Genomic DNA, 13446 nt, shown 5'->3' with positions numbered 1-13446 from the left:
ATGAAATAAAATCTACCACGCGACTCAATTTGTTAGAAGGACAAAACTCGTGTGTGAGCCGCATTTTCGTGGCGATTCAATCTTGAAACTCGGCTCGAGGTTAGTCAGGGCCGCGGAGGAACTGAGTCTGCAGGCCTCACCGCCCGAGGTTCGCGACTAAATAGCGCGATCCCGAAATCAGTCTAGGGCTCGGCTGCGTTCGGACCACGGTAGAATTTCGACAGATCGATGCCACCTTGCTGTTCGTCCTCCAGCAGCTTCAATCGAGCCTCGAACCGCTCCAATCGCCGAGCCATTGCCGGGAGCAAATCCTGAGACTCATCCACGGGCTTCGGCCGTGGCACCGGCGGATATCCCAGATGGCGTTGGAGCGCGGCAAATAGCAGCAAAGGATTCTTACTTCGATTCGCCAGGGCGATCTTCCCTTCTTTTTCACCGAAAAGCGGCACGATTTCCAGCTGTTTACCCCGACGTCGCGCCTGTTCCAAAGCGTGAACACTCCGCACGTAGATCAAATCGGCGAGTTCGACCAGGCCGATTTGCCGTCGAACGGTGTAAATCCAATCACTCCAGTTCTCGTCAAAAATCGGATCCTTCGCCGACGCTCCGAGACCGGCATCGTAGACCAAACGGTTACGAGAAAGGGTCTCAAACTGATAGAGAAAGACACCCTCCCGAGTGGGCTGATCGATACGGTATTGGGCTTCTTTTTGCAGGATCGCCAGTGCAATGCGAAAGTCGAATCGCCCGCGTTCATCTTCGGCTTGCTGAATCAGAAACGTCTGATAAGGCGTGAAGTAGTGATCGAGGCGGGCCATAGCGAGCCCAAAACCACCAGCATGCTTCAGTTCACTCAACAAAAAATCGATCGCCATCGGTAATTTGGTGGTCGCCAGAACCTCGTGTCGGATCGAATCCATCACTTCCTGCAGGGGTATATTGTCCCCGAGTCGGTCCAACAGCGTCTGAAAGAAATATGCCTGCTCAACATATTCCTCCCGGTCGAGCCCTGGGTTGGGTTTTGCGGTCGATTCAGCGGCCGTACGATTCACGGTGCCACCTGCTTCTGAACGGCTGACCCCAATGCCTCATCCAGGAACTCCACCGCGAGATTAGAGGACTCCGGGTCGAAAAACGTCTTCAAGTGTCCCGAATCAGCAACCATATGCATTTTGCTCTCCACGCCCTTATCTTGCAGCCTTTGGTACAGATCAAGCGAACTCGAGGAGCGAACCAAAGAGTCACTGGCACCGTGAAACAGAAAGACGGGTGGGTCATCCGACGTCACAAAGGAGGTTGGCGACGCATTCCGATAAATGTCAGGGCGATCACGGCGCGTGCTCCCGAGCCAGTAGGCCAACGCTTTGCTAGATTCGGGGATCTGACGGAATTCACAGGGTGCACCTCCAGCAATAATCGCCTGCAAACACTCGCGATGATCCTCCGACGGATTCAGCCCCAACAGACAGACAAGTTGCCCACCGGCGGAGTAGCCGAATCCGGCAATTTCCGTGGGATCGATGCGATATTTCTCTGAATTGGATCGCATCCAGCGAAGAGCAGCACGGCAGTCTTCGAGTTGCGCTGGAAATTTATGGCGTGGAGCGAGACGATAATTGATCGCGACAACTACATAGCCTCGCCGCATGAAGCGTTTCGCATGCTGAACGACATGAGACTTGTTTCCCGACATCCAGGCGCCTCCGTGAACCATCAATACTCCCGAAAAAGGGCCATCACCAGTCGGCTGATAGATATCGGCCAGCAGTTGAACCGTTTCTCGCCGCAAATATTCGACATTTCTTTCGATGGTCCCGTCTGCATGGACGCTTGACGGCAGAATCATCGGCATAAGTGCTACCAAGTTGGTGATCGCGCAAAACCAAGCGGTGGCCAGCCAAGGGACAAGATGTCGCTGCACAAGGGGATTGTTAATCATCGTCTTGATCGTTCGGTTCAAGGTCATTCGCAGAAAGTGCACTGTTGCTATACTGACTTAGCGGACAATCCCCAAGCAATGGGTCGATCAACGCCTGGGCACCGCTAATTCGGTCTTCCGAGTTACCATCCCAGTTACCTTCACGCTCTCTCTCGTTTCATCTGCCACCCCACAAGAGGAAGTTCAGCCATGGGTGACGAATTTTCTTCCGTTGAGGCCGCTGTTGAGGCAGTGGGTCGCGGTGAAATTGTGATCGTATTGGACGCGGAGGACCGCGAAAATGAGGGAGACTTCATTTGCGCCGCAGACAAGGTCACGCCCGAAATCATCAACTTCTTCATTACACACGGCAAGGGGCTCCTGTGTAGTTCGATGCTGTCGGAAACGGCCGATCGGTTGGAATTGCCTCCGATGACGAGTGCCCGGCCAGATTCCTATCGTACAGCGTACACCATTACCGTCGATTACCACTCGGTTCGCACAGGTGTTACAGCCAGTGAACGTTGCAAAACCATTCAAGAATTGGTCAATCCGGCAAGTAAGGCAGCCGATTTCGTCCGACCCGGCCACATTCTACCCCTCGTCGCGAAAGCGGGCGGTGTCTTGCGACGGGCCGGCCACACCGAGGCGGCGGTCGACCTCGCAAGAATGGCCGGATGCCAACCAGCCGGCGTGCTCTGTGAAATCCTCGATGAAACGGGGGAACGTGCCAGCCGGTCCCGGCTACTCGCATTGGCCGAGGAGTTCGATCTACGAATCATCACCATCGAAGACTTGATCCGGTATCGCCGTCGCAGCGAACGGCTGGTGCACCGTTTAGCTGAAGCCGATTTGCCCACGAAATTTGGTCCGTTCCGCGTCATTGCTTACGAAGTGCAGTATGAAACGCAGCAGCCAATTGTGCTTGTGATGGGTGATCTATCCAAGGTAAGCAATCCTCTGGTCCGGCTGCACTCTTCTTGCTTCACGGGTGATCTTTTGGATTCCCTACGTTGCGACTGTGGTGACCAACTACGCATGGCACTGGATATGATTGGACGGGAAGAGGCCGGCGTTTTGGTCTACCTTCCTCAAGAAGGTAGAGGTATCGGCTTGGTCGATAAGATCAAAGCCTACGGACTCCAGGATGAAGGCTTAGACACGGTCGAGGCCAACTTGGCACTCGGATACCAAGCCGACACCCGCGATTACGGCGTCGGGATTCAGATCCTAAAAGATTTAGGTCTATCCCAAGTCCGCCTCTTGACGAACAACCCGAAGAAAACAGATGCGTTTATCTACGGTGGATTTGAGTTAGAGGTCGTCGACCAAGTTCCAATCATGCCACCAATCAACAAACACAACGCAAATTATCTCGCCACGAAGCGGGACAAGATGGGGCACAAACTGCCTGACAACGTTTCCGAAAATTAAATCAAGCGGTAAGAGGAGTATGGAGAGCGTGGAGGATGCCAAACAATTCTTCCAACAGCGTGGCTGAATCAAGAAATGGGCTGGGGTAAGAATCCCGCACTATTGATTATTGACGGCATGACTGCTTTCGCCGATCCAACTCAGCCGCTGGGATCCGATCCGGATCAAGAATGGGTTGCGGTCGTTCGCATCTCAGGCCCTGCTCGCCAAGCGAAAGTTCCGATCTACTAATCGGTAAACTCCTACAACGATCAGAATCCAAGGGACGCCTGGCTCTCGACAAACAAAGTCTCGTGCCCCGTCGATCTGCCCGCAGCTAGTCCGCAGTCGCGATCGACAAGAGACCCGGTCGTCATGCTGACGAGCCGATCGTCCCTTCACATCAGAATCCGTTACAGCCGCTACGAACGGAAAAGGCAACAACCGTTCCTGAAAAAACAGTTTTTGACCTCTGCACAAAATAGCCGGTTGCGTTTTTGCAACGTATTCTTTCTGGGCAACATTTTTTGGTTCACGATGTGGCATTCTGACATCAATGATCATCCGCATTATTCTCACTCTAAGTATTCCGTTGACCATCGTCGCCACGTCGTCAGCGGATCAGAGCGCTAGTTCCCAGGCACAGCATCGGCTTTTTCTCGACACGGCCGATGGTCAACTGGACCAGTTTTCGTTGTTCCAGGCGGCCATGCTCTGTACAGCCCCTGACGCACGCGTACCGACGGGATGGCAACGTCGATTTCAATGGCACGCGGAACAGTGCGCCCGCCTTATCCCCGCAAACACATCCAGCGACCAACGAGCGGAACTCGTGTTTCGCTACCTTCACGACCAAATTCTGACTTCCGGTTACAACGAGAATACAAATTGCGTCCTGCAGACCTTACAATCAGGCAATTTCAATTGCATCACTTCAACCCTGCTCTATATCTGCCTGTGCCGCGAATGTGGCCTGAACGCACGTGCTGTTGCTGTTCCTAACCATGTGCTGGTCCGACTCCCTCTACCCGCGGGGCCATTGGTTGAGACGACCCACCCCAGTTTCACGCTCCTGAATCCCCATGACAGGCGTATCCCGCAAATCCATTTGTCTCAAGAGCTCTCGGATGTCGCCTTACTAGGCCGTCTTTACTACAACCAAGCGATTCGGCTCGCCCATCAAAACCAGTATGCCCAGGCACTCACAGCGGCAAGCCGAAGTTGCCAATTGGATCCGTTCGACAGCTCAGCACGCGTCAACATGTTAGCAACCATCAACAACTGGGCCATCGCGTTGTGTGCTCAAGGCGACTACCCTCAGGCGGCTCATCTCGTTCTTCGTGGCCTGCTGATCGATTCGAATTACGGTCCCCTCACTGCAAATGATGTCTATGTGCATCAAAAATGGATCACTGCCTTGCGACGTCATGGCAACCATCTCCAGGCCGACCAGATTTCGAAAGAGCTTCAGGGTCGCATTCTCGAAAGAAACGGAGGGTAATCGTGGCGGAAATTTGACAACCGCTCGAAAAGGACGTAAGAATCCTTTGGGTGTGAGGGGAACCCTCGATCCCATCACTCATCTGCACAAACCCATCGGCTGTCCAATCGTCAAACGTATTCACGAATGACGATTCGATTCAACTCTGCAACCGCTACGCCAATTCGCAGATAACCCTTGCGATCCTATCCCAACCTGTCTAGGAACCTGTCGATTGATCACCCAGGAATCTCTCCAACGCAACCCGTCTGCAATAAAGACTCAGGTGTCCACCAGCTGCGAGATAACAATTCGCGAAGTGGCAAGTCGAATCGCCCAGTTCAGCCAGTTACCGTCGAACGGTCATGAGCGCCGAAGTCAAGATCGCGTTTCCTATCCCAAGCTGATTCCGTTGACACCACTATGCACCGACATGTTGACACCGGCAGGGGCACCGTTTTACGTCGTCGGCAAAGATTTAGCTTCCTTAGGCTTGGATTTCTACCATCACGAGCCTATCACGCATCGTTACGGACTGGTCTCACTGGAATCAGGTCCTGACCACTGCACTCATTTAGTACTCAAACTGTCCTGGTGTCGCTTCCTCCATCCCGGCTGGTACGACAGTGGAGGACGTTTCATTAAAGTCTTTGATGACGAAACGCGTGCAGCGCGAGAGGAGCAAAAAAACACCATCAACGCGCTTTGAAATAAGCTATGCTTTTGATTGAGGAAAGAGATCGTTTCGAAACAGCTCGACCTCACTTTCCCCTTCCATTTTCGTATACTTTGTGACTCGTTCCGCAGGGCCAGCAAAGTTATCGCCGCGATCGGCAGAGAGAATCTGTCGCATTCATAGACCAAACTGAAAAGAGCCGCTTATCTGGAAAAGGTAAGCGGCTCTTCTTCCTTCTAAGTCCAGACACGAGTCACCCGATAGCCTCACGAGCGACCAAGAGTTCCATGATTTCGTCAATACATTGTTCGACGAAAATCTTGTCGGTTGAAAGTGTCAGATCGCTGTTACGTGATGGCTCGTATTCAATCGAGACAGCAGGTATGTTTTCGACTTCAACTGATTCAGCTTTGACATACATTCCTTCAGAATCGCGTTCACGATACACTTTGATCGGTGCCGCAAGGTGCACCAACATAAATTGATCTTGCGGGAACGCCTCTCGAAACCGCTGCCGTACCGCCCGGCTGGGTGCAACAAAAGCACAAATGCTGATCATGTCTGCTGAGTTTAGCAGACGTGAAACTTTCACCGCACGGCAAAGATTTCCCGAGCGACCTTGTGGAAAAAAGCTGAGGTCTTTGGTGAGACCTAGACGCAAATTCTAGCCATCCACAACCATCGCTGCTCGGCCCTGATCAAACAGACCTTGTTCCACAACGCATCGTTCCAGCGCATCAGCGAGAGTCCTTTCCCCAGAACCTGTTAAGACCAATCAAAACGAGGGTCAGCGGCTGTTAGCCAAACCGAGCCGAACGCTCTTCCAACGCGTGTACCCGGCTGGATAGAGTGAAGCAGGCCGATTCGTCCGGCTCCCGACAGACATGGAAGTAGAGGTCAACGCGTAAATCGGCGACCTCCGCTGGTTTTGGAAAATGAATTTTTGCAATCAAGCTTTTGGAGAAGATCAAGTGCCCGATCTAACGCCGCCGCACGAGACAGATCAATAATCCAATCGCGAAGAGCAGGAAGGTCGACGGCTCGGGGACGGCAGCTACTTGACGGGCACCCATTTCATAGCCACCCGCCCCGAATGCTGCGACAAAATCGGAAGAGTCGAAATCTTTATCTCCATTCCAGTCACCACTGCCCCAACCCGAATTGCCATCGACACCGTCCTCATATTTGTCTTCGGCGAAAACAACGACGAAATCCGTGCTATTGAATTCGCCATCGAGATTTGAGTCTCCAAAATACGTGAACTTCAATTCATCAACCCAGACTTCACGATCGGATTGATTGACCAAAGAGTCACCGTTGAGATCAAACTGAGATTTGTTGTCGCCAGCCAAAGCCGCATCCGAGAGTCGATCTATATCCAACGCCGTCAACTGACCGTCGCCGTCAAAGTCACCCGGCACCGCAATCGGGCCGGCAGAAATTGCTGCCTCATAGAGACTCCCAATTTCCTCGTCCGACAAGGCACGATCCAACCAGAGCGAAACTTCATCCTGGGCACCTGAGTGAGTTGTTGGGTGGGTTTCATTGTGGAAACGGCCACCGATCTTTGCCAGATCGGTGTTGACCCCATAACCGTAATCCCGTCCGGGTAACATATCCTCAGTGCGATCGACGCCATTTAACCAGAGACGAATATTTTTCGTACGCTGGTCAGGGTTCGCGCCCTCGGTCGTGGCCACAATATGCCACCAAGCATTATCTGCGCTCAGGAGCCCATGATCGGCTCCCTAATTGGAGAATCTGACACCCTGCTTGGGCAAGGATAACACACGATGACCACAATCGATTTCGCTGGAACAAGTGACAGTTGGATTCGTCACCACAGCAAGACCGTCAAAGCCTGAGACGATCTGAAAACTGAGCATCGGGTCAAAGAGGTTATTAGTAAAGATACGATCTCCACCTTCTGTCGGCCCACCTCGGACGAACATCGCGACAGTCATCGCAGGCGCTCCAAAACCCTCATGAGGACCTAATACGACTTGGGCCGCATTGTTGCTCGCATGGGCTGTGTTGTCCGAGTCGAGCCCGATGAGCTCAATCAGATTCCCTCGCTCACCCCACTCATCCGAGGTTGTCCAACGACCATCTTCGATGAGAAAATCAGGTCCAGGCATGCCTAACTCAGGACCACCGACTCCATAGACACCTTTGTAACTTCCAAAATGCTGATTACTGATCGTATCAAGTGCGCCCCGCGTCGCTTTGGATTCTGGCTCGTTGAGCTGGAAATAGTAATTTGGCTCCAACGAAATCACCCGATCGCTGTAGGTCCCAGCAACACTGGTCGATACAGCAACCAAAAAGCAAACTAACAACATTGAATATCGATAGAATTTTTTCATGTTAGCAACAGCCTCAGAACCAATGCAAATCGGGGAATTGGCTGGCAGTCTATCAACGGCGCCTTTGTTTATCTACAAAAACAACACCCATTTTCCAAAATCATCGCGACTCACTCTGCTTGAGTGAGTGGATTGGTTAAAGTTGATAAACGGTCCAACCACCCGCCCGGCAGGAATTAACCAAAACAGAAAGCAGGATCGTATGCTGCTTACAGATTCCGCTGCGAGCTCACCTTTAGCCATGAAGAAAAGCGGGATGACAGGGGTGAAACGCCACCTTCGATACACTCCACTTCTTCGACATCCCGCATCGCGAATTTCAACTGGCGTGAATTCCCAGAGATTGCGACGTCACCAGGCTGGTCTCTCGAACAGACCGAAAAACTACGCGGCATGATGCCGGACATACGCCAGAATAGGTCGGTCGTTCGCAGCGTCATTGTGAGCGGATCGCTCGCTCGACTGGATACCGGCACGCATCCGGACAGCGATGTTAGCGTCATCATTTCCAATGGCGCAGAGAGCTAACAAGCTCCATCGCTAAAGATGCGGTGACTGAAATTAGTCGACATTGCGAGAGACTTGACCTTCGATGCACTCAGGCAGTACAAATTCCCCCCGAGCCCGACATCTCTCAGCGAGCTATTTGATGGGTCGCGTAGAATTGGGAATTGCTTATGCTCACAGTTACGAGTTACGCGATAGCCTCACGAGCGGTCAAGAGTTCCATGATTTCGTCAACACATTGTTCGACGGAAATCTTGTCCGTTGAAAGTGTCAGATCGCTATTACGTGGTGGCTCGTATTCAATGGAGACACCAGGGAAGTTTTCGACTTCACCTGATTCGGCTTTGGCATACATTCCCTCAGAATCACGTTCACGACACACTTCGATCGGTGCCGCAAGATGCACCAACATAAATTGATCTTGCGGGAACGCCTCTCGAAACCGCTGTCGTACCGCCCGGTTGGGTGCAACAAAAGCACAAATGCTGATCATGCCTGCCGCGTTTAGCAGGCGTGAAACTTCCACCGTACGGCGAAGATTTTCCGAGCGATCTTCCTGGGAAAAGCCAAGGTCTTTGTTGAGACCTAGCCGCAAATTCTGGCCATCTACAACCATCGCTGCTCGGCCCTGATCAAACAGACGTCGTTCCAACGCATAAGCGAGGGTCGTTTTCCCAGAACCCGTCAGCCCGGTCAAAAGGATGGTCAGAGGACTTTGTCCGAATCGAGCCGAACGCTCTTCCAACGTGACCTCACCGGTCGAGGAACGCAGGTGCTGATTCGTCGACGCATCGTCCCAATAATCATTCTGATCATCGGTCGTCACTCGATCGAGAATCATCCCAGCAGCCACGGTGGTATTGTTGAGCCGATCCATCACGATGAAGGCACCGGTTCCGCGATTGCGACGGTAGCCGTCATACATGATCGGCTGATTCAATGTCAAATGACATCGACCGATTTCATTTAATTTAAGAGTCGGGGAATCTTGCCGTCGCAAGGTGTTAACATCGACCCGATAACGCAACGTGTCAACTGTTCCAGCCACCTCTTTGCTCGTGTGCTTAATCGCATACTGTTTACCAGGTACTAGAGGTTCCTCGTCCATCCAAACGATCATCGCGTCAAACTTTTGTTCGGATCGAGGCATGTTTGCGGGATGCACCAACATGTCACCACGACTCACGTCAATCTCATCTTCAAGTGTGAGAGTGACGGACATCGGCGAGAATGCTTCATCCACATTCCCGTCCATCGTGACGATCTCTTTTATGCGGCTAGATTTCTGCGACGGCAACGCAATCACCTCGTCGCCCTTCCTGACAATGCCAGATGCGACCGTACCGCAAAAACCCCGGAAATCCAAATTTGGACGGTTTACGTATTGAATTGGAAAGCGGAAATCGATCAGATTTCGATCCGACGCAATGTGGACCGTTTCCAACATGTGCATTAAAGTTCCGCCCTCATACCAAGGCATATTATCGCCCGCTTCGACAACATTGTCGCCAAGCAAGGCAGACATCGGTATGAAGTGCAAATCCTCCACTGACATACGGGCAGCAAATTCAGCGTAATCCGATTTGATCTGTTCAAAAACTTCCTGGCTGTAATCAACCAAATCCATCTTGTTGATGGCGACCAGTACGTGCTTGATGCCAAGTAATGAAGTGATAAAACTGTGGCGCTTTGTCTGCTCGACAACTCCGTGGCGAGCGTCCACCAGGATAATGGCGAGATCGCACGTCGAGGCCCCTGTCGCCATGTTGCGCGTGTATTGTTCGTGTCCAGGCGTGTCTGCGATGATAAATTTTCGTCGCGCTGTGGAGAAATACCGATAAGCAACATCGATCGTAATCCCCTGCTCACGCTCTGCTTTCAGACCATCGGTCAGCAAGGCCGGGTCAAAATCCCCACCCGTTGTGCCATGAATTGCCGAATCACGCTGAACCGCAGCTAATTGGTCCTCGTAGATCATCTTCGAGTCATAGAGCAAACGACCAATCAAGGTGCTTTTGCCATCGTCGACGCTCCCACAAGTGAGGAAACGCAAAAGCTCTTTCCGCTCGTGCTGCGCCAGATAAGCATTAATATCTTCTGCGATCAATTCCGATTGGTGTGACATAGCTAAAGCCTAAAAATAAAAGAGGCTGAATCGATAATTCTCGAATTCGAATTACTGCTTGATTACTGCTCAAAACACGAATATTTACGGTTCGAAGCGACAATCGGTGAACGAAACTAGAAGTAACCTTCCTTCTTCTTCTCTTCCATCGAACCAGACTGGTCATAATCAATGACTCGCCCTTGCCGCTCAGAAGTCTTGGTGAGCAGCATCTCTTGAATAATCTCTGGCAGAGTGGTCGCGTCGGATTCCACTGCTCCGGTAAGCGGATAGCATCCCAGCGTGCGGAAACGAACCAATTTTTCGACGGGCGTCTCTCCCGGCTCAAGCGGAAACCGATCATCGTCAACCATGATCAATACGCCATCGCGATCGACCACTGGCCGCATCGCAGCAAAATATAACGGCACAATGGGAATTTTTTCGAGGTGAATGTACTGCCAGACGTCTAATTCAGTCCAGTTGGAGAGGGGAAATACGCGAATGCTTTCCCCCTTATTCACTTTGGCATTGTACAAGTTCCACAGTTCCGGACGCTGATTCTTCGGATCCCACCGATGATGCTGATCTCGAAACGAATAGACTCGCTCCTTCGCTCGGGACTTCTCCTCGTCTCGACGAGCTCCGCCAAAGGCCGCATCAAATCGATGTTTGCTGAGTGCTTGAAGCAACGACTCCGTCTTCATCACATTCGTGTATTTCTTGCTCCCGTAATCGAACGGGTTGATGTTCGCCTCTCGCCCCTCCTCATTGATGTGCACGATCACATCGAGACCAAGCTCCTTGCGAGCATACTCTTCGCGAAATTGGATCATCTCGCGAAACTTGAATGTGGTGTCCACGTGTAGCAATTGAAACGGTGGCTTGGCCGGATAGAAAGCCTTCATGGCTAAATGCAGCATCACAGCCGAGTCCTTGCCGATTGAATACAGCATCACTGGATTCTCGAACTCGGCGGCGACTTCCCGAATGATATAGATGCTTTCCGCTTCCAGCTGCTTCAGATGAGTGAGGTTGTAACCAGACATAGATCAATCTACACATGCATGAGAGGTGATAGAGAAGGACAACATCAAAATGTATCGGTCAGTTAAGACGGAGGACTTAAGCTCACAGACTCACGAACACAAAAAGTCTACGAAACCAGCCCATTCTAACAACATCGCAACAATTTAATCCGTCATGCCGATTACAGCGATACGAACGACCCAACTTTGGAGGGGGGAGTAGCTCACCGCTTAACGCTATTGGCCTCAACTTTTGTCATAATTCCGAGAATCACGTTCTCGCCGTGATGTCCAGGCGTAGTGTAGGAAGAAAGCCGGCGAATTTCCAACGGTTTCAAAAAACCTTTGTGTCTCGCTTCGAGTCGTTCTTCCGTCCATTTTGGCCCCTTAATGAGCACCAGGCAGCCGAACTCATTCCAATGTGGCTCCATCCATTTCAGGATTTTCCAAAGTGGTCCGACCGCCCGCGCCACAATCGCATCAAACTTTGCGATCTGCACAACATTTTCGACACGGTCTTGATAAACGGGCAGCGAGAGGGCAAGCTGCTGAACGATTTCAGCGACCGCTTCACACTTCTTTCCAGATGAATCGCAAAGCGAAATTTGGAGATCGGGTCGCAAAATAGCGAGCGGAATCCCCGGTACCCCACCCCCCGTGCCCACATCGAGGACAGATAAATCGGGGGACAATTGCTCTGCTAAAGCCAAAGAATCAATGACGTCTCGGATGACAAACGTCTCATAATCCAAGTGCCGCGTTAGATTGAGACGTTGATTTGCCGCCCACAACAACTGGCAATAGTCTTCCAATCGCTGGATCTGGGCTGGTGGTATTGATAGCTCGTGCCGGTTCAAAGCCTCTGCCAACGTCGGGTCGCTAGCGTTTTTTTCCTTCGCAACATCTGGTTCTTGTTCGGGTCGATCGTTCATAAGAATATTTAAAACTCGGTTGCTGGGAGAAAAAAGCAGAGATCCAGCCATGAATATAGTGTTCCCGCCAGCGGGCGAAACCGCAGCTACCGGCCTGGCCCTGTGAATCTTTGCGGATTGCGTAGATTTTCTCGATTCCAGAGCTTTTAACGACGATATACCTCTGGACGCGAGATGTAGCCTAGGGCTCCATCCTGTACCAAGGCCTGCTTACATAGGATTCTGAACCGATGCGTTGCTCGAATCGAACGCAAGCTCTGAATTGCTGCCTGACTCTGTTGGCGGTGACTGTTTTGCTGATCAGTAGTGGTTGCTGCACGAATAGGATGTGCAAGACGGGAGTCTTCGGTCACGGCGGTTGCTGCAGCAATCTCGCAACCGACAGCTGTTGCGGCGGGGGTTGCGCCGACTGTGGCGGCGAGCCTGATCGAGGATGCGGTGGCTGTGCTGACTGCGACGCCGGCTTCGATATGCTCTGCGGAGGCTGTGCAGGTGGTTGTAATGAATGCTCGCCGGGTGCTTTTCCTGGAAGCTGTGGCAACTGCGTCAGAGGAAGATGCGGAGGTATCAGTGGACTTTTTCTTCCTCTGTTAAGTACGAAACTTGCTTGCGGCACCAACGGTGGATGCGGTGGCGTTTATTGGGGTGAATGGATGAACGATCCCCCCGCCTGTTGTGATCCGTGCAACGACTGTGGCTGTTGGGTTGAATCGCGAGGGTGTCGACATTGCGGCCACCTGGGCAACTTCTGGGGACACATGAAACACAAGATTCACCACGTCTTCCATAGCGGCATCTACGGATATTATCCTCGGGGTTGCAACTCGTGTGGCGGCGGCGGCTGTGATTCCTGCGGCGGCTGTGATTCCTGCGGCGGCGATGGCTACAACGAAGTAATGGACGGCGACACGATCGTGCACCCGGCAGATCACCACGTCGGTTTCAGTCAGGGACGTCCTCCCCATCGCGTCGTCTCTCGACGACTTCGTCGCTCAATGCACGACCAGTAGCATCCGATTGAA

The 13446-nt window shown here is 52.1% G+C and carries 13 protein-coding genes; 5 read left to right on the top strand and 8 right to left on the bottom strand.

Going from position 1 to position 13446, the window contains the following annotated elements:
• Positions 1-182: 182 nt before the first annotated feature.
• Together P8N76_14040 and P8N76_14035 are read right to left on the bottom strand one after the other, a co-directional pair.
• Positions 183-1052 (bottom strand): hypothetical protein, encoded by an 870-nt coding sequence (locus P8N76_14040; GenBank protein ID MDG2382786.1) that lies wholly within the window; start codon positions 1050-1052, stop codon positions 183-185.
• Entirely contained in the window at positions 1049-1939 is an 891-nt protein-coding gene (locus P8N76_14035; GenBank protein ID MDG2382785.1) for an alpha/beta hydrolase, read from the bottom strand. Before P8N76_14035 ends, P8N76_14040 begins: the two co-directional genes overlap by 4 nt.
• A gap of 189 nt (positions 1940-2128) precedes the next feature.
• Between P8N76_14035 and ribA the strand changes: the two genes are divergently transcribed.
• The 4 genes from ribA to P8N76_14015 all read left to right on the top strand — a co-directional run bounded on the left by ribA (position 2129) and on the right by P8N76_14015 (position 5520).
• Positions 2129-3352 (top strand): GTP cyclohydrolase II, encoded by a 1224-nt coding sequence (ribA, locus tag P8N76_14030; GenBank protein MDG2382784.1) that lies wholly within the window; start codon positions 2129-2131, stop codon positions 3350-3352.
• A gap of 75 nt (positions 3353-3427) precedes the next feature.
• Positions 3428-3583, top strand: coding sequence for a hypothetical protein (locus P8N76_14025; GenBank protein MDG2382783.1), 156 nt, complete (start codon positions 3428-3430; stop codon positions 3581-3583).
• Positions 3584-3887: 304 nt separating this feature from the next.
• Entirely contained in the window at positions 3888-4832 is a 945-nt protein-coding gene (locus tag P8N76_14020) for a transglutaminase family protein (protein MDG2382782.1), read from the top strand.
• Positions 4833-5097: 265 nt separating this feature from the next.
• Complete coding sequence (locus tag P8N76_14015) at positions 5098-5520, top strand: hypothetical protein (GenBank protein MDG2382781.1); 423 nt, start codon at positions 5098-5100, stop codon at positions 5518-5520.
• 220 nt (positions 5521-5740) lie between these two features.
• Here the strand turns inward: P8N76_14015 and P8N76_14010 are convergent, their stop codons facing one another.
• The 6 genes from P8N76_14010 to rsmG all read right to left on the bottom strand — a co-directional run bounded on the left by P8N76_14010 (position 5741) and on the right by rsmG (position 12475).
• Entirely contained in the window at positions 5741-6148 is a 408-nt protein-coding gene (locus tag P8N76_14010; protein MDG2382780.1) for an adenylyl-sulfate kinase, read from the bottom strand.
• A gap of 319 nt (positions 6149-6467) precedes the next feature.
• On the bottom strand, positions 6468-7187 hold the full coding sequence (locus tag P8N76_14005) for a PEP-CTERM sorting domain-containing protein (protein MDG2382779.1): 720 nt from the start codon (positions 7185-7187) through the stop codon (positions 6468-6470).
• A gap of 48 nt (positions 7188-7235) precedes the next feature.
• Complete coding sequence (locus tag P8N76_14000) at positions 7236-7853, bottom strand: hypothetical protein (GenBank protein MDG2382778.1); 618 nt, start codon at positions 7851-7853, stop codon at positions 7236-7238.
• Positions 7854-8547: 694 nt separating this feature from the next.
• Complete coding sequence (gene cysN, locus P8N76_13995) at positions 8548-10485, bottom strand: sulfate adenylyltransferase subunit CysN (GenBank protein MDG2382777.1); 1938 nt, start codon at positions 10483-10485, stop codon at positions 8548-8550.
• A gap of 116 nt (positions 10486-10601) precedes the next feature.
• On the bottom strand, positions 10602-11513 hold the full coding sequence (gene cysD, locus P8N76_13990; protein ID MDG2382776.1) for a sulfate adenylyltransferase subunit CysD: 912 nt from the start codon (positions 11511-11513) through the stop codon (positions 10602-10604).
• 203 nt (positions 11514-11716) lie between these two features.
• Complete coding sequence (rsmG, locus tag P8N76_13985) at positions 11717-12475, bottom strand: 16S rRNA (guanine(527)-N(7))-methyltransferase RsmG (protein ID MDG2382775.1); 759 nt, start codon at positions 12473-12475, stop codon at positions 11717-11719.
• Between the two features lie 707 nt (positions 12476-13182).
• On the opposite strand from rsmG, the gene P8N76_13980 reads away from it, so the two are divergent.
• The gene (locus tag P8N76_13980; protein ID MDG2382774.1) at positions 13183-13434 is read left to right on the top strand and encodes a hypothetical protein; all 252 of its coding nucleotides are present in this window, start codon (positions 13183-13185) and stop codon (positions 13432-13434) included.
• Positions 13435-13446: the final 12 nt, after the last annotated feature.

Source organism: Pirellulaceae bacterium (assembly GCA_029243025.1).
Classification (GTDB): domain Bacteria; phylum Planctomycetota; class Planctomycetia; order Pirellulales; family Pirellulaceae.
The sequence above is the reverse complement of the archived record's forward strand: the minus strand, read 5'-3'. Positions and strand labels throughout refer to the sequence as shown.